General features: G+C 56.4%; 24 protein-coding genes. 10 read left to right on the forward strand and 14 right to left on the reverse strand.

Annotation, left to right across the window (positions count from 1 at the left end; genetic code table 11):
* Positions 1–431 precede the first annotated feature (431 nt).
* The 10 genes from C4885_RS08900 to C4885_RS08945 form a co-directional block, all read right to left on the reverse strand.
* Positions 432–1127 (reverse strand): sigma-70 family RNA polymerase sigma factor, encoded by a 696-nt coding sequence (locus C4885_RS08900; protein WP_113999986.1) that lies wholly within the window; start codon positions 1125–1127, stop codon positions 432–434.
* Between the two features lie 153 nt (positions 1128–1280).
* The gene (spoIIAB, locus tag C4885_RS08905; RefSeq protein ID WP_113999987.1) at positions 1281–1712 is read right to left on the reverse strand and encodes an anti-sigma F factor; all 432 of its coding nucleotides are present in this window, start codon (positions 1710–1712) and stop codon (positions 1281–1283) included.
* Positions 1713–1731: 19 nt separating this feature from the next.
* Complete coding sequence (locus C4885_RS08910; protein ID WP_113999988.1) at positions 1732–2028, reverse strand: anti-sigma factor antagonist; 297 nt, start codon at positions 2026–2028, stop codon at positions 1732–1734.
* Positions 2029–2138: 110 nt separating this feature from the next.
* A complete protein-coding gene (locus tag C4885_RS08915; protein WP_113999989.1) occupies positions 2139–3437 on the reverse strand; it encodes a folylpolyglutamate synthase/dihydrofolate synthase family protein in 1299 nt (432 codons plus the stop codon).
* On the reverse strand, positions 3434–4054 hold the full coding sequence (locus tag C4885_RS08920) for a VanZ family protein (protein WP_113999990.1): 621 nt from the start codon (positions 4052–4054) through the stop codon (positions 3434–3436). The genes C4885_RS08915 and C4885_RS08920 overlap by 4 nt, the downstream gene beginning before the upstream one ends.
* A 170-nt stretch (positions 4055–4224) precedes the next feature.
* Entirely contained in the window at positions 4225–5430 is a 1206-nt protein-coding gene (locus C4885_RS08925; protein WP_113999991.1) for an aspartate kinase, read from the reverse strand.
* A gap of 24 nt (positions 5431–5454) precedes the next feature.
* Positions 5455–6345 (reverse strand): homoserine kinase, encoded by an 891-nt coding sequence (gene thrB / locus C4885_RS08930; RefSeq protein WP_113999992.1) that lies wholly within the window; start codon positions 6343–6345, stop codon positions 5455–5457.
* 27 nt (positions 6346–6372) lie between these two features.
* Entirely contained in the window at positions 6373–7611 is a 1239-nt protein-coding gene (locus C4885_RS08935) for a homoserine dehydrogenase (protein ID WP_113999993.1), read from the reverse strand.
* A gap of 79 nt (positions 7612–7690) precedes the next feature.
* Entirely contained in the window at positions 7691–8119 is a 429-nt protein-coding gene (locus C4885_RS08940) for an ACT domain-containing protein (protein ID WP_113999994.1), read from the reverse strand.
* A 387-nt stretch (positions 8120–8506) separates the two neighbouring features.
* Positions 8507–10987: a transglycosylase domain-containing protein gene (locus C4885_RS08945; protein ID WP_158538851.1), complete on the reverse strand. Its 2481-nt coding sequence runs from the start codon at positions 10985–10987 to the stop codon at positions 8507–8509.
* A gap of 299 nt (positions 10988–11286) precedes the next feature.
* Here C4885_RS08945 and C4885_RS08950 point away from each other — a divergent pair, with 299 nt between their 5' ends.
* From C4885_RS08950 to C4885_RS08980, 7 genes are all read left to right on the forward strand, one after another.
* Entirely contained in the window at positions 11287–11598 is a 312-nt protein-coding gene (locus C4885_RS08950; protein WP_113999996.1) for a hypothetical protein, read from the forward strand.
* 329 nt (positions 11599–11927) lie between these two features.
* A complete protein-coding gene (locus C4885_RS08955; RefSeq protein WP_113999997.1) occupies positions 11928–12170 on the forward strand; it encodes an acyl carrier protein in 243 nt (80 codons plus the stop codon).
* 1 nt (position 12171) lies between these two features.
* Positions 12172–12588 (forward strand): MaoC family dehydratase, encoded by a 417-nt coding sequence (locus C4885_RS08960; RefSeq protein ID WP_113999998.1) that lies wholly within the window; start codon positions 12172–12174, stop codon positions 12586–12588.
* 17 nt (positions 12589–12605) lie between these two features.
* Entirely contained in the window at positions 12606–13352 is a 747-nt protein-coding gene (locus tag C4885_RS08965) for an SDR family NAD(P)-dependent oxidoreductase (protein ID WP_242979525.1), read from the forward strand.
* Complete coding sequence (locus tag C4885_RS08970) at positions 13345–14358, forward strand: hypothetical protein (protein WP_114000000.1); 1014 nt, start codon at positions 13345–13347, stop codon at positions 14356–14358. The genes C4885_RS08965 and C4885_RS08970 overlap by 8 nt, the downstream gene beginning before the upstream one ends.
* Before the next feature lie 11 nt (positions 14359–14369).
* The gene (locus tag C4885_RS08975) at positions 14370–15134 is read left to right on the forward strand and encodes an SDR family oxidoreductase (RefSeq protein ID WP_114000001.1); all 765 of its coding nucleotides are present in this window, start codon (positions 14370–14372) and stop codon (positions 15132–15134) included.
* A gap of 29 nt (positions 15135–15163) precedes the next feature.
* Positions 15164–15376 (forward strand): zinc ribbon domain-containing protein, encoded by a 213-nt coding sequence (locus C4885_RS08980; RefSeq protein WP_114000002.1) that lies wholly within the window; start codon positions 15164–15166, stop codon positions 15374–15376.
* 263 nt (positions 15377–15639) lie between these two features.
* Here the strand turns inward: C4885_RS08980 and C4885_RS08985 are convergent, their stop codons facing one another.
* The 3 genes from C4885_RS08985 to C4885_RS08995 form a co-directional block, all read right to left on the reverse strand.
* Complete coding sequence (locus C4885_RS08985) at positions 15640–16590, reverse strand: alpha/beta fold hydrolase (protein WP_158538852.1); 951 nt, start codon at positions 16588–16590, stop codon at positions 15640–15642.
* Between the two features lie 183 nt (positions 16591–16773).
* A complete protein-coding gene (locus C4885_RS08990; protein ID WP_114000004.1) occupies positions 16774–17172 on the reverse strand; it encodes a transcriptional repressor in 399 nt (132 codons plus the stop codon).
* A gap of 366 nt (positions 17173–17538) precedes the next feature.
* Positions 17539–18816: a replication-associated recombination protein A gene (locus C4885_RS08995; protein ID WP_114000005.1), complete on the reverse strand. Its 1278-nt coding sequence runs from the start codon at positions 18814–18816 to the stop codon at positions 17539–17541.
* A gap of 292 nt (positions 18817–19108) precedes the next feature.
* On the opposite strand from C4885_RS08995, the gene nth reads away from it, so the two are divergent.
* The 3 genes from nth (at position 19109) to bsh (ending at position 21807) form a co-directional block, all read left to right on the forward strand.
* Positions 19109–19768: an endonuclease III gene (gene nth, locus C4885_RS09000; protein WP_114000006.1), complete on the forward strand. Its 660-nt coding sequence runs from the start codon at positions 19109–19111 to the stop codon at positions 19766–19768.
* A 145-nt stretch (positions 19769–19913) separates the two neighbouring features.
* Positions 19914–20669, forward strand: coding sequence for a GntR family transcriptional regulator (locus tag C4885_RS09005; RefSeq protein WP_114000007.1), 756 nt, complete (start codon positions 19914–19916; stop codon positions 20667–20669).
* 163 nt (positions 20670–20832) lie between these two features.
* Positions 20833–21807, forward strand: a complete 975-nt coding sequence (bsh, locus tag C4885_RS09010) for a choloylglycine hydrolase (protein ID WP_114000008.1) — start codon at positions 20833–20835, stop codon at positions 21805–21807.
* Positions 21808–21960: 153 nt separating this feature from the next.
* Here bsh and C4885_RS09015 read toward each other — a convergent pair whose 3' ends face one another.
* Positions 21961–22818 (reverse strand): AraC family transcriptional regulator, encoded by an 858-nt coding sequence (locus C4885_RS09015; RefSeq protein WP_114000009.1) that lies wholly within the window; start codon positions 22816–22818, stop codon positions 21961–21963.
* Positions 22819–22848 lie beyond the last annotated feature (30 nt).

Consider the following 22848-nt stretch of genomic DNA (forward strand, 5'->3'; position numbering starts at 1 on the left):
TGGAATTGTTTTTCGTGATTTTCCATCACGTTTAAGGTTCCACAAGTTTCAGTATTGTTCAATTTTCAAGGTCCTGCGCTGTTTGAAACAGCTTATTTATTTTACTTCATCAAGTCCTGTTTGTCAAGTACTTTTTTGAAATTTTCTTAAACAATCTTTTCAATCAGCCGCTGTCTTTCGGACAGCTTTATTAGGATACCACATCAGGTTTGATTTGTCAACAGCTTTTTTGAGGTTTTCCAAATTTTCTGATGCTACTTTGTCCAGCCAGGCGTCCCCTATTGGATATCGCCTGTGCTATTCAAAGTGGTGTTATTTTAGCACATGCAAGTGTCCTCGTCAAGGGCAAAACGTGCAGAAGTCATACTTTTGTCGAATCGCACAGTTTTTATGGCTCCGAATTGGAAAAACAGCCATCATTTTGTGTTTTCTTATTCGCTTGTCAGTTCTTTGCGCATCCATTTCAAAATCTTCCGTTCGCGGCGCGATATCTGTACCTGGGTAGTACCAAGGATTTGTGCCGTTTTACTTTGGGTTTTGCCCGCATAAAAGCGCAGGCGGATGAGCTGCCGGTCGGATTCATTCAGTCGTTTCAATATTTCCGCCAAACTGATTCGTTCCGCCAATACTTCTTCCGGTGAATCCACCGGGATATCCCATTCTCTTGTTCCGTCCTCATCATCCGCCGGGGTCAGGGAGACAACCGGCATAGCAGCCTGAATGGATACCGCCACCTGCTCCGGCGTTGCCCCCAGGTTTTGTGCCAGCTGTGCCACGGTTGGCTCTGCGCCGGTCAGCTTCATCAGGCGTTCCCGTTCCGCTGTCACTTTTAATCCAAGTTCTTTGATCGAACGGCTGACCTTAACAGTTCCCCCGTCCCGGAACAGCTTTTTGATCTCACCCAAGATGACCGGCACCGCATAGGTGGAGAAACAGACCCCGCGGTCCGGGTCAAACCCATCGCACGCTTTGACAAGCCCCAGGCAGCCCGCCGAATACAATTCTTCGTATTCGATGCCGCGGCCTGTAAAGCGGCCAGCACAGGAATGTACAAGGCCAAGGTTTTTCTGGATGAACTCCGTGCGCGGTAATGTGGTAAAAAGTGCGGTGGGATTTGCGGTTGCCATATCAGCTGCCTCCCTGCAATCGGGAACGAACATCTGCCCTGCCACTAGGCGTTGATTCGTTCCGGTTTTAGCGGGCATATCCGCAACGGTCAACAGATTCCACTCTGCTGTACTGGCTGATTCTGCCCTATGTAGGAGCGCACACGCCAAAACTCACCGGGAATCCAGGTGACGGCTCATGGTAACGCGTGTTCCCCGTCCCGGCGCAGAGGATACATGGACCCGATCCATAAAGCTCTGCATTACCGCAAAACCCAGGCCCGCGCGCTCGTCCGGGTTGCCGGTGGTATACATTGGCTCCATTGCCTTGGCAACGTCCGGGATACCAACGCCTTTATCCGATATGGTAATGCGCACATTGCCGCCCTCATACAAAACAGCCGTCATCGTAATGGGGCCGACGGTATCCGGATAGGCATGGACGATGCAGTTGGTGACAGCTTCTGACACGGCCGTTTTGATATCTGCCAGCTGCGGCACGGTCGGGTCCGCCTGGGCCAGAAACGCCGCAAGTGCCGCACGGGAAAAACTTTCGTTGACGCTGCGGCTGGCAAAGGTCATTTTGACCTGATTCAGCATTTTCATGATGTGACCTCCCCCACGATCAAACGTAATGGATATGCGCCAGGTCCAGCATGCGGCGCACGGTATCCGGTGCGTTTTGCACAACAAGCCGCCCACCCAGGCCGGACATCTGGCGCCCGCGGCCCAGAATCAGCCCCACACCGGAGGAATCCATAAAAGTAACGCCGGAAAAATCCATCGTCAGCAATTCCGGCATGCGGGCATCGATCTGCGCATCAATTTCACGCCGTAGGGCCTGCGCGGCATGGTGGTCGATCTCACCGGTCAGGTAAGCCGCCAATGTTCCCTGCGCCGGAACAAAACAAACTTTCGCCAAGGGGGTTGTCCACCTCTTTCATTTTTGGTAATAGCAGCAAAAAGCGCCCTGCTGCTGGGGTATGTTCCCAGTATACAGGGCGCTGTGCGCATATTTTGTTGGAATTGGGGTTACTTTTCCGCTTCTTTGAGCAGCAGCGGACGGGCCTGAGCAGCAAGGTAAAGGCTGCCGCACACCACCACACCAGCCAGGTTGTTTTCATCGGCGTAATCCACCGCAAGGCGGATGGCCTTTGCCACGCTGGGGGCGGCTTCGGCATCCATATGGTACTTGGCTTCCTCCTCCAGTTCTTCTGCCGTCATGGCGCGGGGGCTATCCGGCGTGACGGTAAAGACCTTCTCAAAGCAGGGGGCCAGGTTTTCCAGCATTTTGCTGTGATCCTTATCTTTCAGCAGGCCAAGGACCGCCACAAGGTTGCCGTCATATCCGGCTTCTTTCAGAGTTGCAGCAAGGGCTGCGGTACCATCGGCATTGTGGCAGCCATCCAGCAGCAACAACGGGTGGCGGCGCATGACCTCGATCCGTGCGGGCATTTTGGCATCCCGCAGACCGGTTTCAATCGCTTCATCGGGGATCTCGTAATGGTATTCCCGCCAGAGGGCCAGGGCAATTTCCACCGCCATAGCGGCATGGTTGGCCTGATGCTTGCCGGGGAATTGCAGCAGAGCACGATAGCCGCCGTAATCAACATAGTTTTCCAGCGGGCGGCACTTGAGCTGCTGCAAATCGGCGGTATCCGGCACCACCAGCGAGGTATGCGCGTTGGCCGCGGCGGTCAGCAGCGGGCCCATGGCCTCCTCCGGCTGCTCGGGGTAGCAGACAACCACGCTACCCTCTTTGATGATACCGGCTTTTTCGGCGGCGATCTCGGCAAGGGTATCGCCCAAAATTTCGGTATGATCCATGCCGATACGGGTAATGGCCGCAACCAGCGGCGCGGGGATGACATTGGTGGCGTCATAGCGGCCGCCAAGGCCGGTTTCCACCACGGCAAAATCACACTTCTGGCGGGCAAACCAGAGGAAGGCAATGGCGGTAACGGCTTCAAACTCCACCGGGCCTTCCCCGCCCTCAGCGATGATGGCATCAGCAGCATCCAGCACTTTCCGGGTCAGGCTGGCCAGGGTGCGCGGGGACATCATCTGTCCATTGATCTGAAAACGCTCCCGAAAATTGAGAACATACGGACTGATGGTAAGGCCCGTTTTGTAGCCCGCATGGGTCAGGATAGAAGATGTCATAGCGGCAAGGGTCCCCTTGCCGTTGGTGCCCGCAATATGGATGCACTTAAACTGCTTTTCCGGGTTTCCAAGGTGGTCCAGCAGTGCCTGCATACGCTCCAGGGATGCGCCGCTGCGGGGCAGGCGCGGCAGGGCGTGCAGGGCTTCAATCGCCTGTTGTTCTGTCATAAATATTCTCTCCTATCTGGGCTTTCGGGACGGTCATCCGCTGTGTTGATCCGGTCGGCGCGCTGCTGTCGCAGCAGCTCGGCCCGTTCGGCACGCAGGCGGCGGTTTTCTTTTTTCATGGCATGGAAAGAGGTCAGCCCGCGCACGATGAGCAGCAACAGCAGGGCCACGAACAAACCGGCAATCACACCGCCGAAGTCGATCCACACATCCCGCACGGACGAAGTGCGGCCCGGCACATACAGCTGGATGGTTTCATCCAGCAGCGCGGTCGCCATGCCGCCCAGCATGGGCCAGCTGACATGGCGCACAAAACGGCGGGTATAAACCCGCAGGCAGAGCATAAGCAGAAAGCCTTCCAGCGTGAACTCTGAAAAATGCGCCAGCTTGCGCACAACATGTTCGCTCAGCGGGCCGATATTGAGATGTGCCAGAATGGCATTGATTTTTTGCATGACCTCATGGCTGCGGGCCGACGAGATGGAGCTGGTTTCCAGCGAGTTATGAAAGATAAACAGAATGCACCAGACCAGCGCAATGGTAAAAATGATCCGGAACGCAATCAGCCACGGGCTGGTGTGTTTGTGGGCAAGGGTGGTTTCGTCCATATATTCCATATGTTACCTCCTTTGCAGCAGAATACATTGGGCACAACCGGGCTTGCGGGAATGATTCCCACCCGGCTGTGCGTTTGATTATACCATTCCGCACCGGATATGGCAACAGCCCCCGCCGGGCGGCAGGGGCTGAAACTTGTAAACTTTTTACACCAGATGGATATTACCGCTTACTGGATGAAAGCATCATGGATGGCGGCAACAGCACGGTCAGCATCGGCTTTATCAATGATCACGCTGATCTTGATCTCGCTGGTAGAGATCATATGGATGTTGATGTTCTGGCTGTAGAGAGCTTCAAACATGGTGGAAGCCGTGCCAGGGTGGCTCTGCATACCGGCACCGACAATGCTGACCTTGGCGCAGTCATTGTTGACGGTGATCTTATCAGTGCCAAAGCGGGTCTTGTTGGATTCCAGCACTGCACGAGCGGTTTCAGCTTCGCCCTTGGAGCAGGTAAAGATCACATCCTTGCAGCCAGCGCTGCCGGAAGACTGCAGAATGATATCCACGTTGATGTTTTTCTGTGCCAGCAGGCTGAACACCTTGAAGGACATACCCGGCACATCGGGAACTTCCAGGATCGAAACAACAGCGACGTCCTCATCTTTTGCAACGCCTTTGATCAGCATACCTTCCACTTTGGTTTCCTCCTTAACAACGGTGCCGGGCACCGGATTGATGCTGGACAGAACTTCCAGCTCGACGCCATACTTTTTGGCAAGTTCTACACTGCGGTTGTTGAGCACCTGTGCACCCAGGGATGCCAGTTCCAGCATCTCGTCAAAGGTGATCTCCTTCAGGCGGGTAGCCTTGGGAATCTTGCGTGGGTCGGCAGTATACACACCTTCCACATCGGTATAGATCTGGCAGCGGTCTGCATGCAGAGCGGCTGCCAAGGCAACGGCGGAAGTATCGCTGCCGCCGCGGCCCAGGGTGGTGATATCATCCGAACGGTTCAGTCCCTGGAAACCAGCTACAACTACCACGCGGTTGCGGGCCAGCTCACTTTCCACACGCTCGGTGTTCAGGCGCTTAATGCGGGCTTTGGTGTAAGCGCGGTCGGTGTTGAAGCCGGCCTGCCAGCCGGTCAGGCTGACGGACGGAACACCGATTTCCTGCAGCGCCATGGCCAGCAGCGAGATGGAAATCTGCTCGCCGGTGGCCAGCAGCATATCCATTTCGCGGTGGGACGGATCACTGGTGATCTCGGCCGCTTTGGTAATCAAGTCATCGGTGGTATCCCCCTGGGCAGAAACAACAACAACAACATCGTTGCCCTGGTTGCGGGTGTTGGCCACAATGCGCGCAACATTAAAGATGCGGTCACGATCCTTGACCGAGGTACCGCCGAACTTTTGTACGATAAGACCCATAAAGACCTCTTCCTCCCTGTTCCCTTATTCCACCGTTGCGCCTGTGTTATCGGGCAGCAGGCGGTAAACGGTAAAATGCTTTAGCTTTTCGCTCTGCGGCAGAGCTTCCTGCGCGCGGGCAAAGAATTCCTGATCGTCACGCGGGACAACCGCCATAATGGTGGGACCCGCGCCAGAAATATAAACAGCCAGCGCGCCCAGGTCCTGCGCCAGTTCAAACATTTCGTCCCCGCCGTCGATCAGGGGCAGGCGGTATTTCTGGTGCAGGGAATCCTTGGTTGCCACGCCAAGCAGGCTGTAATCGCCATCGCAGAACGCGGCGGTAGCCAGCGCGGCGCGGGACAGATTATACACGGCGTCCTTATGGCTGACCATATCCGGCAGCGCGGCGCGCGCCTTGGAGGTCAGCAGGCGGAAATCCGGTACAAAAGCGGCAAATGCCAGCTGTTCATCGATGTTCTTTTTTACGCTGTAAACCTGGCCTTCGTCATACACACTGGTAACAAAGCCGCCCAGCATGGCGGGGGCCACGTTATCGGGGTGGCCCTCAATGGCGGTGGCAAGGGTCAGCATCTGGCGGCTGGTCAGCTTGTTGCCCAGCAAAGCGTTAGCACCCAAAATGCCCGCCACAATGCAGGCAGAGCTGGAACCCAGGCCGCGCGCCATGGGAATATCATTGCGCTGGGTAATGCGCAGGCCGCGCAGCGGAATGCCCAGCTGGTCATACACAGCGCGGGCGCTGCGGTAGACCAGGTTGTTTGCCCCGGTCGGCACATGGGTGCCATCCACCGAAGAAATGCGGATGCGGTCACATTCCTCAAAGGTAAACGCGTTGTGCATGGAAAGCGCAAGGCCAAGACTGTCAAACCCGGCGCCGACATTGGCGCTGGTTGCCGGTACAGTTACGGTAATCATGTTATGTGCTCCCTTCCCTGCCGGGGCTTATTCCGGCAGCTTTTTCAGCACAAGCGCCAGGCGGCCGCCCAGAACTTTCAGCTTGGCTGCCACAGCCTCCAAGTCCGCAGCCGTGGCAGCTTCGATCAGGTACGCGGCAGAATCGCCATAGTCAAACACCAGCTTGCCGGGACCGGCCACATTGGGCAGCGTAGCGGCGGGCACGCCCACGGTGCGGATGTAATAAGAATACTTGGCGGTATCCATCAGCTGGTGATCCAGCTTTTCGGCGGGCTTCCAGAACAGACTGTCATGGATCTTGCTGCCGTCCTTCAGGGCATCGATCACATCGGCCACAACGGCGCTGGCGGTGGGCAGCTTGCCGGCGCCCTTGCCATAGAACACAACATCGCCCAGCATATCACCCTGCATCAGCACAGCGTTAAACACATCGTTCACGCCCGCCAGCTGGTTGGACTCCGGCACCAGCATCGGCTCCACACCGGCGCTGAACGCATCGGCTGCGCCTTCAGGGTTTTCATGGTACCAGGCGATCAGCTTGATGGCGCAGTCCAGCTGCTCAGCAGCTTTTACATCCTCCACGGTCACATCGCGGATGCCGCGGGCGGGGATGTTATCCGGGTAAACATGATGCCCGCAGGCCAGGCTGCTCAGGATGGCGATCTTGCGGCAGGCATCACGGCCATCCACATCGTCGCCGGGATCCTTGGTTTCGGCATAGCCCAGCTGCTGGGCAATTTTCAGCGCGGCATCAAAGCCCATGTTTTCGCGCTTCATCTTGGTCAGCATAAAGTTGGTGGTTCCGTTCACAATGCCCTGGATCTGGCTGATCTGGTTTGCGGCAAGGCACTGGTGCATGGGAGTAATGATGGGGGTACCGCCACCCACGCTGGCTTCAAACAGAAACGCTGCTTTATGCTCCCGTGCAAGAGCCAGCAGCTCTGCGCCATAGGTGGCAACCATCTCCTTGTTGGAGGTACACACGCTGCGGCCGCTTTCCAGGCACTGGCGCACATACGGATAAGCAAAGCGGGTGCCGCCGATGGTTTCCACAACGACCTTGACTTCCGGATCGTTCAGGATCACATTGATATCTTTCACAAACAGCGCTGCGTCCGGAGAATCAGAAAAATCACGCACATCCAGGATGTACTTGACCTCCACCGGCTCACCCGCGCGGCGGGCAATGGATGCGGCGTTGCGGCGGCAGACTTCCAGCACACCGCTGCCGACGGTGCCGAATCCCATGATTGCAATTTTAGCCATACTATACTCCCCTTGTTCCTTATGCGGCTGCCCGCATCCGGTATTCCGTTCTGTGCGCCTTGGCGGCGTGTGTTCACTTTCAGGTTCCGCGGTGCACTTCCACCACAAACGACTGACGGGCCAGCCGGGTCAGCATTTCCTCAACGGTCATCTGCATGGTTCCGGTGCGCACGGTAACTTCCACCTGCGCGGTACCATTTTCCGGCCGGGACTGGGTGATGGTAACAACCGATGCACCCGCTGCCGAAATACCGGAAAGCAGGCTTTGCAAAGCGCCGGTTTTATCCAGCAGGGTGGCGATCACGGTAATGGCCTCGCGGCCGGTTTCGGCGTCAAACACATAGTCCTTGTACTTATAGAACGCACTGCGGGAAATGCCCGCCTGACGCGCTGCCGTGGAAATATTGCTCACGCTGCCGGAAGCCAGAAGCTCCTTGGCCTGCAGTACCTTAAGGAACACATCCGGCAAAGCGGAGCTATCTACCAACAAAAAACGGCGCTCGCCCATGTTGTTTCCCTCCTATGTACATGTGTATTCACAACGGGGATAATCATACCACAAGTGTGCGCGGCTTGCAAGCATTTTAGAAAAAATGTTGTGTATTTGAGCATGATGCACAACTGGCCTGTTGGTGCGGTGGAATCTTCCCGTGCTTTTATCTGTTTTTATGCGGTGGAAGTATGTCCTTCATTCGTGCACGTGCATTTGATACGCTTCTGCCCGCCTTATTAAGGCCGCAAAAGGGCAGTGCATTTTCTCCTCATCCGCATGGTTCTCGCTGCTGCCATTATAGCATGTCCTCCATTCCAATACAACAAACGGGCACAGCAGCTTTGTAAACTGCTGTGCCCGATCTAGCTTATTGAATTTTCAGACTATTGGAACTTTACGCGATCAGCCTGCCGCCGGGTCCAGCGTGTTCACGCTGGGGTCGGTCAGGGTGGAATAGCTGTCATCCGGCAGGTTGTCCTCAGTATAGTAGCCGGTCTCACCACCGCCGGATACGATCGCACCGGTGGAGGTGCTGAACTGCTTCTGCACAACGGAGTCATCATAATAGAAGTCCTTGGCAGGCTTATCGGCCTGGGCAGCTTCCATATACCGCTTAAAGGCGCGCTGGGTCGGTTTACCGTTGTTGCCCAGGGTGCCATCCACACCCCACATGCTGTAAGGCTTATCATAGCCCCACCACACAGCGGTGGAATAGTATGGGGAAACACCGGCGAAGGTATAGTCCTTAAAGTCGCTGGTCGTACCTGTCTTGCCGATGGTATCAATGCCCTCGGTTTCCGGCTTCATGCCGTTTGCCGTACCGGGCTTTTTCCACACGTTGCTCAGCAGACGGTTCATGATGGTAGCGGCTGCAGGGTCAATGGCCTGCACGGTGGTAACGCGCTTGCTGTTATCCAGGTACAGGTTGCCGTCCGAGTCATAGATCTCGGTCCAGTAGTGCGGGGTGGTAAACTTGCCGTCATTGAAAATGGAGTAAGCGCCAGCCAGCTCCACAACCGTCAGGCCTTGGCTCTGGGAGCCCAGCACCAGAGGCGCCAGGTCAACGTCATGTTCGGGATCCAGATAGGTGCAGTTGAGGGTATCATGCGCAAAGCTGAACAGCTCTTCCGCACCGACATAGGAACCGATCCAGACCGCAATGGTGTTGTAAGAGCGGCGCAGTGCATCATACACCAGCATGGTGGCACCATCGCCGCCTGCGCCGCCATAGTTGGTGGGCCAGTCGCGCCACACATCATCGCGGGACTGGTTGGCTGCATTATACTTGTCAGTAGAAAGGCCAAGCTTCAGGCAGCGGTCGGTATCCAGCACCTGATGGTCGCTCTTGAGGTAATACGGCGTATCCGCCATGGGCGAAGAATAGTTGATGATCTTGCTGTCCACTGCCAGGCAATAAGCAGCAATGGGTTTCATGGTGGAACCGGTCTGGTGGGGCAGCGTGGCGCGGTTGGTGCCGCGGTCTACTTTCTTTTCGCCCAGGCCGCCAACCAGGGCAACGATCTCGCCGCGGTGGCCATCCTCCATGCTGATGGACGCCATAGCCGCCTGGGTGCGCACGCTTTCATAGAAGATCAGGTTGCCGTTGTCATCCTTGCTGGTTTTCAGGGTGGTGTTTTCCTTATCGGCATAGACCGGCACATCATCGTCCGTGAACACAGAAGAGCCGTCCGGGTTCAGCGGCAGGCCGCTCTCGTCATAGGTAATCTCGCTGTCCGCCGGGATACCGGAAGAAACCTCTTCCTCGTGCCACAGGGCCGGGAAGAGCTCGCCGTCGCCGGTGTCCTCGTTCAGCATGACCTGCTCCATGGCAGACTGTGCTTTCTGGTCCAGGGTAGAGTAGATGCGCAGGCCATCGGAGAAGATCTTATCCTGTGCTTCGGCACGGGTGCAGCTTTCCTGCTCCATGATTGCCTGGGTGACATCCGCAAACAAAGCGTCGTCAAAATAAGAGTTGCGGGAAGTACGGGTGACCTTTTCGGTGGCCGATTTGCTCTCGGCCAGGGTGATGGGTTCCGCCTGTGCAGCAGCGCACTCTTCATCAGTAATATATCCCTGGTTGCGCATCAAAGCCAGAACATGGTTGCGGCGCTTGAGCAGATTTTCCGGGTTGGTAGCCGGGTTAAAGCTCTTGGGATTCTTGGTGATGGAAGCCAGCTCGGCGCATTCGGCCAGGCTCAATTCCTCCACGCTCTTGCCAAAATACTCCTGCGCGCCGGCTTCCATGCCATAGATGGTGCCGGTCAGCGGGATGGTATTGAGGTAAGCTTCCAGGATGGTTTCCTTGCTGTAGCGGTTACAAAGGCCCAACGCGCGGAAAATCTCGCGCACCTTACGCAGAATGTCCTGTTCACTATCACCGGTCAGGTTTTTGACCAGCTGCTGTTCCAGCGTGGAAGCGCCCTGCTTGGAGCCAAGCAGCGCGTTTCCGGTAAACTCGTTCAGGGCAGCGGCAATGGTGCGCTTGACGTTGATGCCGGGCTCGCTGCGAAAATCCTTATCCTCAACGGCGATGACCGCATTCTGCAGGTTTTCCGGCATGGCCGAAATATCGCGCCAGATGCGGTTATTTTCGCCAGCAAAGGTGTTCACCTCGTTGCCGTCGCGGTCATACACAATGGAGGTCTGTTTGAGCTTCTGCTCATCCAGGTCCAGCTTGCCGTCCGGGTCCTCGGTCACCTGCACCACATACAGCGAAAGCAGCACCGCACCGGCGCTGGCCGCCATGACGCAAACGCACAGCAGGCAGCCAATGAACCGCATGATGGTGCCGAATATACTGCGGCGTGGCTTATTTTTTTTCTTTTTTCCGTTTTTCTTTCGGGCGGAAGTTGCGGCTGTTTCCGGGCTTTTTGCACTTTGCATGGAAATGTGCCGTTCCTGTTTGGGGTCTATGGGGACCGCCTCCTTTGGGATAATTGCGGCAGGCGCGGAGCCTGCCTGCGCCTGCACTGATACGCGGCCGCACAGCGCGGTCACGCAGATGGGCATAAAGCCATAGAATGAATTATATCACAAAGTATTGCCAAAAGTACAGTAGCAGGCAGACAATTTTCACTTTTTTACGGTTTGGTTGCCGCCAAACCGGGCATACTGCTTGCAGGAGCGTACTATTTGATTTGTGAAATTTGCGAATACCACAAAATAGAGGGAGGTTTTTGCCCATGCGTTACCAACTGCCGCGGGGCTATCGCCGCTACCTGCTGGGGCTGGCCATGCTGGCGCTGCTGTGCATTGCCGCAGCCGTAACAGTGTTTTTTGTTCCGGTGCAAAAACAACAGCCGCAGGCGCAATACTTGTTAAAAGATAACGCCGGGCGGCTGGCCCTGTATACCCCGGACGGCACCGGTCCCCTGGCGCAGTACGATGTATACACCCGCCTGCTGCCGGAGCCGGACTGCCTGGCATTGCAGCAGGGCGTGAGCATTTATACCGAAGCCGAATTGCAGCAAAAACTGGAAGATTACGGCCTGTAGCCCCCTTTTACCCTGTCTGCGCTTGTGTTGCCGGGCATTTTATGGTACACTTCTATTTAATAAGGGCAACACCGCACAATTCCCGCCTTGCGGCTTAAGCACCGCTCCGGCAGCTGCGGCACGGCATCTGCGTTGCCAAAATGCTCGATAAGACATCCAGTATTATCTGCGCTTTTGGCTTGGCATCTGCCGCACCTCGCTCGCCGTATCGGCACTTAGAATTATGCGGTATTGCCTAAGATGTGGTAGTGTCCCCTGCGGCAAGCCGCCATCTTGAATGATTGCTGTCATTATATAATGTGTTTATTTTTGTAAGGAGTGTTCTAACTATGACCGAACAGGCAATTCTGGAAGCTGTACAGGAAATTTTCCGCGATAATTTTGACGATGATACCCTGGAAATCACCCGCGCCACCTGCGCTGATGACATTGAGGATTGGGACAGCCTGGAGCAGATCAACCTGCTGACCGCCATCGAGAAAAAGTTCAACATCAAATTCAAGCTGGCCGATGTGCGCAACCTGAAAAACGTTGGCGACCTGCTGGACCTGGTTGCCCGCATGGTGGGTTAAGATGAACCACTACACACTGGCCGAGATGACCCCCGGCCTGAGCGAAAGCTTTACCGTTACCGTAACGGAAGAGATGATGGCCCAGTTTGAAGCCATCACCGGGGATGTTTCCCCCATCCACATGGATGCCGAATACGCCCAAAAGCGCGGCTACCCCGGCCGCGTGGTATACGGCATGCTGGGTGCCAGCTTTTTCTCCACCCTGGCGGGCGTTTACCTGCCGGGCGAACACTGCCTGCTGCACGGCGTGGAGTGCAAGTTCGCCAAGCCGGTTTTCATTGGGGATACTTTGACCATTACCGGCACCGTGGTAAACGTGAGTGAAGCCGTGGCTGAAGCGGAGATCAAGGCTGTTATCACCAACCAGGACGGTAAACGGGTCACGCGCGGCATCATCAAAGCCGGGCTGGCCAAATAAAAGTGAGGGTAACTTCCATGGCATATACATATCTCATCACCGGCGCCACCAGCGATGTGGGCGCCGCACTGATTCGCCACCTGCTGACCGAAGCCCCCGGCGAGGACCGCACCATTCTGGCACAGGGCTGCGGCGATCTGGCCCGGCTGGATGCCTTAGTGCAGCAATTCCCCGGCCGCATTGTTACCTTTGACGCGGACCTTTCCAGCCCCGAAGCGGTGGATGCCCTGTGCGCCCGCTTTGGCAAAGATTTGCCCTGCCCCACCCATTTTGTACACCTGCCGGCCCTGCCGGTGGTGAACGCCAAGTTCAAAGCGTTTGATGAAGCCCGGTTCCAGAAGGACTGGGAGATTCAGGTACATTCCGCCGTCAAGCTGTGCAAGGCGGTGTTGCCCGCCATGCGTAAGGCGAAGTTTGGCCGGGTGCTGTTTATCCAGACCAGCTACACCATTGGCTGCCCGCCCAAAAACACAGCTGCCTATGTAATGAACAAGAGCGCTATCGGCGGGCTGGTGAAAAGCCTGGCTGTGGAGTACGCCCGCTTTGGCATAACGGTAAACTGCGTGGCCCCCAGCATGATGGAGACCCACTTTTTGAAGGATACGCCGGACCTGATCGTGCAGGCTGCCGCGGCAGACAATCCAATGGGCCGCAACGCCACGCCGGAGGATGTTGCCCCGGCCATGGCGTTCCTGTTGAGCGAGGAAGCCCGCTTTATCACCGGCGTTACCCTGCCGGTCACGGGAGGTTCCGCCATTGTCTGACCTTGTGCTGCGTTTAGCCCGCCCCGGCGAGGATGCCCGCATTGCGGACTTTATCAACCAGAATTTTGACATGCGCCTGCCGCTGATCAACCGGGCCGATTTTTACCAGTTCTATTATGCCCACACGCCCGGTGCCGCCCCACAGTTTGCGCTGGCGGAGCAGGACGGCGAAATTCTGTGCGCCGCCGGGTACATTCTGGCCAACCAGAGCGAAACGCCGGACATCTGGGTTTCGGTCTGGGTTGCCGCAAAGGGCCATAACGGTGTGGGACTGGAATTGATGGACGCCCTGTCCGGGCTTTTGAATGCCCGCGTGGTTGCCTGCAACAACATCCGCGCCAACACCTGTGTGCTGTACCACTTTTTGGGCTGGCAGGCCGAGCGCCTGCCGCATTATTACCGCCTTGGCGCACCCGATACAAAGGACTGGCAGCTGGCGGTGCCGGGTCCAAATTCTGCTCCCTTGCCGGTACAGGATGACCTGCCGCTGACCCGTGTGCCGGATGCCGCTGCGCTGGCCGCGCTTGGCCTGCCCCACAGCAGCCACACGCCGCATAAAGATCTCTGGTACTTGCAGCGCCGGTACTTTGCCTACCCGCACCAGAGCTACGATGTGTGGGCGGTGCAGGAAGCCGGTGCCCTGCTGGCTTACGCGATCACCCGCACCATCACAGCTGCCGAGACCGGCTGCGTACCGGTGGTGCGGCTGGTGGATTTTATCGGCGATGATGCTGTTCTGCCCCGCATTGGCGGCGCACTGGACAAGCTGCTGCACGATGCGGGCGCGGAATATCTGGATTGTTACAACGCCGGTATTCCTGCCGCCGTATGGGCCGCCGCCGGGCTGACGGAGCGGTGCGAGGACGATGGGGTCATCATCCCCAACTATCTGACCCCGCCGCTGCGGCAGAACACCGAGTATTATTACTTTACCAACCAGCCGGACGGCTTTGTTCTTTTCAAGGCCGACGGCGACCAGGACAGACCCAACCTGCCCTGTGATTGAGGATAACTGCCATGAAAATTGCATTGGTGACCGGTGCTTCCAGCGGTTTGGGGCGCGAGTTTGTGCGCCAGATTGCGGAGCAGGGCAAAGTGGAAGAAATTTGGGCCATCGCCCGCCGCCGCGACCGGCTGGAAGCGCTGCAATCCATCAGCGCGGTGCCCATCCGGGTGCTGGCGCTTGACCTGACCCGCCCGGGCGATATGGAGTACCTGCGCAACACCCTGCAGGATGAACTGCCGGACATCCGCATTTTGGTCAATGCGGCAGGCATGGGGCGCATGGGCCCGACGGTGGATATTCCCGCCAAAGACAACGACGCCATGATCGACCTGAACTGCCGCGCCGCCGTGGATGTGACCGATGCGGCGTTCCCCTATCTGCACCCAGGCAGTCAGGTACTGGAGATTTGCTCCACCGCGGGGTTCCAGCCCATTCCGGGGCTGAACGTATACGCCGCCACCAAGGCGTTCCTGCTCAGCTACACCCAGACGCTGCATTACGAGCTTTCCCCTGCGGGCATCCATGTTACTGCGGTATGCCCCTACTGGGTCAAGGATACCGAGTTCATTGGCATTGCGGAAAAAGGCGGGCATGGCTTCCGCCATTATCCGCTGGCCAGCCGCAGCCAGGATGTTGTGCGCCGCGCCCTGCGGGACAGCGCGCTGAACCTGCGCGTCAGCACACCGGGGCTGGTGTGCACGCTGCACCGCGCCGCGGCAAAAGTTACCCCCAACCTGCTTTGCCTGCCGCTGGCCGACTGGCTGAGCCACGTTTGACCCAGCCTTACAATACGGAGGAATCCATTATGGAAAAACACCAATACATCTGCCCCAAATGCGGCTGCCAGCAGTATGAATCGGACCGACTGCAGGCCACCGGCGGGAACTTCGCCAAAATGTTTGACATCCAGAACAAAAAGTTCGTCACCATCAGCTGCTGCAACTGCGGCTACACCGAGCTGTACCGCCAGACCGGCGGCGAAGGCTGGGATTTGCTGGACTTTTTGAGTGGGCACTAAAACCGCGGGCATTCCATCTCCCCGCCTGCCGAGCGTTGCAGCAGCCCGGCATCGCCCCGGTACGTTTTCAGCCTATGATTTCTATTTAGGGTGTAATATGTTTTAAGGCCCGATGCGCTTGCATCGGGCCTTAAGTTTTTATTTGCAATAAATAATTTTGTGGAGCGATGCAATTTCCATTATCGCATATGCCCCCATGTATCGGAGCGGTCAAGACCGTTCCCTACAGAATACCGTGCAATCCACATTTATCCTATTATTATTTATTGGCTCTCATCTTCCGGCAGGCGATTCATCAGCCAGCCGTACACATAATCAAACACTTCTTCGCGGTTGGTTTCGTTGTGCAGCTCATGGCGGGCATCGTGCCAGATTTCGCAGCTCAGGTCCTGTACACCGGCATCCCCCAGCATGGCCCACACTTTGCGCACGCCCGCGCCGTAATCACCAACAGGGTCCGCCGTTCCGGCAATCAGCAGCACCGGCAGATCCTTGCGGATATTCTGTGCCCATTTGCGGCTGCTGACATGGCACAGGGTGGCCAGCATTTCGCGGTAGGTCGCCGCGGTAAATGGGAAGGTGCACAGCGCGTCTGCATCGTATGCCTTTACCACTTCCGGGTCACGGCTGATCCAGGCATTGGGCGAAACAACATCCGGAATGCGGTTGCAATAGGCCCCCATATTCAGCTTGACCAGCGTTTTGGAAACATATTTTGGCCCGCGCACAGCTGCGGTCAGCGCGGCAGCCGCCCAGCCCGCCTGGTTGCGGATGTGCGGACCCGCCGTGCCGCTGAAAATAGCACCGGAGATGCTTTCTGGCCAGGTTTCGGCATACCAGCGGGCATAAAAGCTGCCCATGCTGTGGCCATACAAAAACACCGGCACGCCGGGGAACTTTTGGTGGATGATGCCGTTCATCGTGTGCAGGTCATTCAGCAGGTGGTAACGGCCGCGCGGCTCGCCATAATGGCCGTGTTCCCCTTTTTTTGCGGTACCGCCGTGACCCAGGTGGTCGTTGCCGGCCAGAGCTATGCCGCGCTGGGCATACCACTGCGCCATGGGGCGGTAGCGCTGTACATACTCGCACATGCCGTGGCTGAGCTGCAGCACGGCGCGCACCGGCACCCCCGGCATGGTATACATGCTGGCCGCCACGGTATGAACGCCATCGGCAGACGGGAAACGAATCTCTTCACACTGCAGTTGGGGCATAGGTCTTACCTCCGCTGTTTTGGTCTGGCCGCACCGCACAGGGCAGCACATACACTATTCTATAAATAGTGTACCACAGTTTACCGCGCAGAACAACGCACAGCAACGCTGTTTTGCACAAAATTCACCCCACAAATGCCAAAACAGCCCGCCTAAACGGTGAACATCGGGCAGGCTGTCTCCTTACAATTCCTCGTTTTCCTTGGCCGCTTTGACGGCGCATTCATCGCACAGGCCAAACACAGTCAGGCTGTAATCTTCCGGCACAATATCGGGGCAGGCATCAATCAGGGCTTTGAGCTTCGCATCCGAAATATGGATGCTTTTTACTTTTTGGCAGCTGCGGCAATACAACTGCTGATGATCCTCCTGCGGGCCCTCAAAACGGTCTGCTTCGCCGGGGATGGAAACACGCCGCACTTTGCCAATATCAACCAACGTATTCAGGTCGCGGTAAACGGTGCCAAGGCTCAGCCGCGGGCACACTGCCCGCAGAGACGTACAGATCTGCTCCGCGGTTGGATAATCGCTGCGCGAAAGTACCTCCCGCAAAATCAGTTCACGTTGATGAGAATAGCGCATACTAAAAATCTCCTTCTCATACAATGCAGAGGAAAGAACTCGAAATATTTTTCACTTCACATTGTATACATGATTCCTGTACCCTATCATATCAAATGATATTAAAGATTGTCAATACATTAAAATGTGACGTTTTTTCGAAAAAGTTCTTGATATTTTCTTTCAAGCTAACAGGAATTGACTGTAATAATGTTGCCTTTTCTGATTATTTCGGCATTTTTCTTTTGTCATTCAGGAGATGATTTAATTTTTGACACTGTTTTTTCTTTTTTGTTCAATTCCCATAAAATATTTTCATCAAAAAAATATTTTTATATTCCTATTTTGATATAGGTTATTATGGTTTTTATTGCGCGCAATTATCGTTCATTTTTTGAACTTATCACCCTTGATGCGCTGCCAGTAAGCGGCGGCGGCCTGCTCGTTTTTGTTATCGCCAAACTGGTAATACTGGCGGTCCCGGATGGCATCCGGCAGGTACTGCTGGTCCACCCAATGGTTGGCAAAGTCGTGTGCGTACTGATAATGCTGGCCTTTTACTGCGGCATCGGCGCCATCATAATGCTTATTTTGTAGCTGCCGCGGGATCGGGCCGCTGCGGCCTGCCCGCACATCTGCCAGCGCACGGTCAATGGCGGCTTCGCCCGTGTTGGATTTGGGGCTGGTCGCCACCAAAATTACCGCGTCCGCCAACGGAATGCGCGCTTCCGGCAGGCCCAGCATGTTGGCAGCATCCACAGCCGCTTTTACGATCGGGATGATCTGCGGGTAAGCAAGGCCAACATCCTCGCAGGCGCACACCATCAACCGGCGGCAGGCGCTGGGCAGGTCCCCCGCTTCCAGCAGCCGGGCCAGATAGTGCAGCGCTGCATCCGGGTCCGACCCGCGCATCGACTTCTGATAGGCCGAAACAATATCATAATGGTCATCGCCCTCTTTATCGTATCGCATGGCGGTACGCTGGGCCACCTGCGTGACCATTTCCAGCGTAACCAGCCGCGTGCCATCCTGCACGGGGGCTGCGTTGACGGCAAATTCCAGGTTGCCCAGCGCCTTGCGCATATCGCCGCCCGCGCTTTGGGCCAGGTATTCCAGCGCATCCACCGGGATGTTGACCGGCGTACCGTCACTTTCGCCCAGGCGCTGGGCGGCGTGTTTCACGCCTTCGGCAATATCCTCTGCCGTCAGGGATTTGAACTCGAACACTGTGCAGCGGGATAACAGTGCGTTATATACATAAAAGTATGGGTTCTCGGTCGTGGAGGCAATCAGCGTCACGGTTCCCTGCTCCACGCATTCCAACAGGCTTTGCTGCTGGCGCTTGTTGAAATACTGGATCTCATCCAGATAGAGCAGAATTCCGTTGGCGGCATGCAGGGTGCCAATATCGCCCAATACGCTTTTGATATCGCTGGTGGAAGCGGTAGTACCGTTCAATTTATACAGCCGCATACCGCTGTTGGCCGCAATAATGCTGGCCACGGTGGTTTTGCCTACGCCGGACGGGCCGTAAAAAATCATATTGGGGATCACGCCTCTGTCAATGGTGCGGCGGAACACCTGGCCGGGGGCCAGGAGATGGCGCTGGCCGCACACTTCATCCAAAGTGCGCGGGCGCAGGCGTTGGGCAAGCGGTTCCTTCATGGGGGTACTCCTTTATGTTACCTTTATATATAAGGAAATATATTCTAAAGCGGCAGACATGCACCGATGCTCAAAATCCTTTGTGAGCAAAAAATTATGTTCGCGTGCCGCCCCGGCATGAGAAGGTAGGTTTTTGTGGGGGAGCAAGGGGCAGCGGCCCCTCTTTTGAAGCTTCGCAGCATTAGAGGGCGGCACCATGCTACTTGCATTATAAACGCTATCCGTGGTAGAATCAAGCCGTAAGCCCCGCCGGCCCGCGCGCCGGGAAGTGATAAAAGAGAGTGTGACCCCCATGGAGATTCATGATAAAAAACAGCTGGCCGCCATCTGCATTGAGCGGCTGAAAAAAGAATACCCGCTTTCGGACTGTACGCTGGATTACGAGCACGCCTGGCAGCTGCTGGTGGAAGTGCGCCTTGCCGCACAGTGCACCGATGCCCGCGTGAACGTTGTGGTACAGGATCTGTTTGCCAAATACCCGAATGTGGCCGCTTTGGCCGCCGCGGAGCCGGAGGACATTGAAGAGATCGTGCGGCCCTGCGGACTGGGGCGCAGCAAGGCGCGGGATATCAGCGCCTGTATGCGGATGCTGCGCGACAAGTATGACTGCAACGTGCCCGATGATTTTGACGCCCTGCTGGAACTGCCCGGCGTTGGCCGCAAAAGTGCCAACCTGATCATGGGCGATGTGTTCGGCAAGCCCGCCATTGTAACGGACACCCACTGCATCCGGCTGTGCAACCGCATTGGGCTGGTAGATAACATCAAGGAACCCAAAAAGGTGGAAATGGCGCTGTGGAAGATCATTCCCCCGCAGGAGGGCAGTGATTTCTGCCACCGGCTGGTGGACCATGGCCGCGCTGTGTGCACCGCACGCACCACACCGTATTGTGAGCGCTGCTGCCTGCGGGATGTGTGCCGCTATGCGCATGAAGAAGGCAAAGCGGACTGAACCAAGGAACGCACCACATCACACCACGCCTTTTATTTGCCTGCTTTTTTATAAAACACTTGGTTTTTGGCTTTGGGGTATGCTATAATAAGAGTACGACTTTTGCGGCCTGTACCGGCTCGCACAGGAAAGTAGGAACCCGATTATGGCAACCAAACACCCCGACAGCGCCTCCCGCCTGGGCGGCGTATTGATTTCTAACCAGGTTGTGGCCGAGCTGCTGGAGCAGCTGCGCAACGGCATTTGGCAGGATACCGACCATCTGCCGCCCGAACTGGAGCTGGCCAACCGGCTGAACGTAAGCCGTACCGTTGTGCGCGATGCACTGAGTGAACTGGAACGTGCCGGTTACATTGAGCGCGTGCGCGGCATTGGCACCGTGATCAACCGCGATGTGGTCAACCTGGCCCGCCGCATGGACCAGAAGTTTGAATTCACCCAAATGATCCAGGCGCGCGGCATGCAGCCCAACAGCGACGATCTGCGGGTATCGCGCCACACGGCAGATGCCGATGCAGCCCAGGCGCTGAACATCAGTCTCGATACCCCGGTTTATTACATCTGCCGCCGGGTGCTGGCGGATAACACCCCAGTATTATTTTCTACCGATATCGTGCCATGCTCGCTGTTCGGCACCACCCGCACCGATGGCATTGACTTCACCCGCCCCATTTTCAATATTCTGGATGAAGCGTGCGGAATTCAGGTTTCCAGCACCATTACCCATCTACGCGCCGCCATGGGGGACCCCGCCGTGCGCCATGCCCTGGCCCTGCAGCGTGATCAGGCCCTGTTGGAATTGAGCGAGACCTGCTATTCCCGCCTGTGCCGCCCGGTGCTGCGCTGCCGCACTTTTTATACGGACTTTTTTGATTTTGCGCTGGTGCGCAAGCTGGTGTAAATCCACTTTTCTCCCGCAGGACCTGTTTACAAAGCAGGGCTGCGGGATTTTTTATTTGGTACAAAATTTCAAAAGTTCACAAAATCTTCTCGATAGCAGCGCTGCGCCGTGGTATAATAACGTTAAAGACATCATTTACGATACGACCGGAGGGCTTATTTGTATGTGCACTGCTGCAACGTACCAGACCAAAGATTTTTATTTTGGCCGCAACCTGGACTATGAATTCGGTTACGGCGAGACCGTCACCTTTACCCCGCGGCACTATCCGTTCCAGCTGAACGGCCTTGGCGTGCTGGACCAGCACTATGCCATTTTGGGCATGGCCTGCGTGCAGAATAACTATCCCCTGTATTACGATGCCATCAACGAAAAAGGGCTATGCATTGCCGGGCTGAACTTTGTGGGCAACGCCTGGTATTGCAAAGATGAACCCGGCAAAGATAATGTTGCCCAGTTTGAGCTGATCCCCTGGTTGCTGGGCCGCTGCGCTACCGTACAGGATGCCCGCACCCTGCTGGACCGCATGAACCTGGTGGATACCCCGTTCTGCGAAGGGATGCCCGTTGCCAGCCTGCACTGGATGATTGCCGATAATCATGAGTGCATCACGCTGGAATCTACCAAAGACGGCCTGCATGTATATGATAACCCCGCCGGTGTGCTGACCAACAACCCTCCGTTCCCCATGCAGCTGTTTGCTTTGAATAATTATATGCAGCTTTCCCCAAAGGCAACCGGCAACCACTTTGCACCCAACCTGCCGCTGAACGCTTACAGCCGCGGCATGGGGGCCATGGGCCTGCCGGGGGATCTTTCGTCTCAGTCGCGGTTTGTGCGGGCGGCTTTCGTGCGCGCCAACTCCCGCTCCGGGGAAAGCGAAGCAGAAAGCGTGAGCCAGTTTTTCCATATTCTCGGCTCGGTAGAGCAGCAGCGCGGCTGCTGCGAGCTGGACAACGGTAAGTACGAGATTACCCTGTACACCAGCTGCTGCAATGCCGACAAGGGCATTTATTACTACACCACCTATGAAAACAGCCAGATCACCGCTGTGGATATGCACAAAGAGGACATGGACGGTACCGAGCTTGTCAGCTATCCGCTGGTAAAAGAGCAGCAGATCCGTTGGATGAAGTAATTTTTGTCGCTATTTTCTTTTGCCTGTAGGGTCCCCGCCCGGCCACACCGCTTTCCTGCCGGATTGCCCACTTTATCATTTCTATAAGAATATATAACCCCGCCGCCCGGATGCTATGCACATTCCGGGCGGCGGAGTTTGGTTTTTGCTGCTTTATTTGCTGCGGTATTCCCGCGGGGTCATGCCATAGCGGCGCTTGAACAGGCGGTTAAAGTATGAAAGGTTATCAAACCCCACCCGGCCTGCGATATCCAGCACGGTGGCGTCAGTAATGCGCAGCAGTTCTGCGGCAAGGTTCAGCCGGTGGTCGTTCAGGTAGGCGGTAAAGCCCTGGCCGGTCATTTTTTTGAACCAGCGCATAAAATGGCTTTGGCTGCACCCGCAGGCTTCGGCGGCGTCCTCAATCCGCAGCGGGGTAGCATATTCCGCTTCGATCAGCTGCAAGACCGTTTTCAGGCGGCGGGTGTCAGTAGTATCCGCCGGGAGCGGGGTGCCGTGCTGGCCAATCAGGATGGACAAAAACCGCAGCAGCGCCCCTTTGATGGCCAGCTCATACCCGGTGTTTTTTACCTTGTTGGCTTCCTCCGCTTCCTGCAGGCAGGCCGCCGCCTGGGGGTAGCCCGCCTCGCCGGGGATGATGCGCGGCTGCAAAGCCATGCGGCCGCTTTGCAGCGGCAAAAGGTAGCGCTCGGCGCACAGATCATCCGCACCACCCAGCAGCTCCAGCTCAAAAATGATATTTTCGTATTCCATCACGGCCTGGCCGCGCTGGTGCAGGGCGTGGAGGGTGCCGGGGGCAAAAATGTAAATATCGCCCTGCTCCGCCGGGTAAGCGTTCACACCGACCTGCACGATTCCGCTGCCTTTTTTAACATAGACAAGTTCCATACTGTCGTGCCAGTGCAACGGCACCTGCAAAAAGTCCCTCGGTATGGTGCAGGGGTAGATATTAAAAGGGAACCGCACCGCACCATGGTGTTTGGTTTCCCGCAAGCGTTCCTGGTTTGGCATGTTGTAGCCCCCTTTTGCATTCCTGATGCT

The sequence above is a fragment of the Subdoligranulum sp. APC924/74 genome, assembly GCF_003324125.1.
Lineage (GTDB): Bacteria > Bacillota > Clostridia > Oscillospirales > Ruminococcaceae > Gemmiger > Gemmiger qucibialis.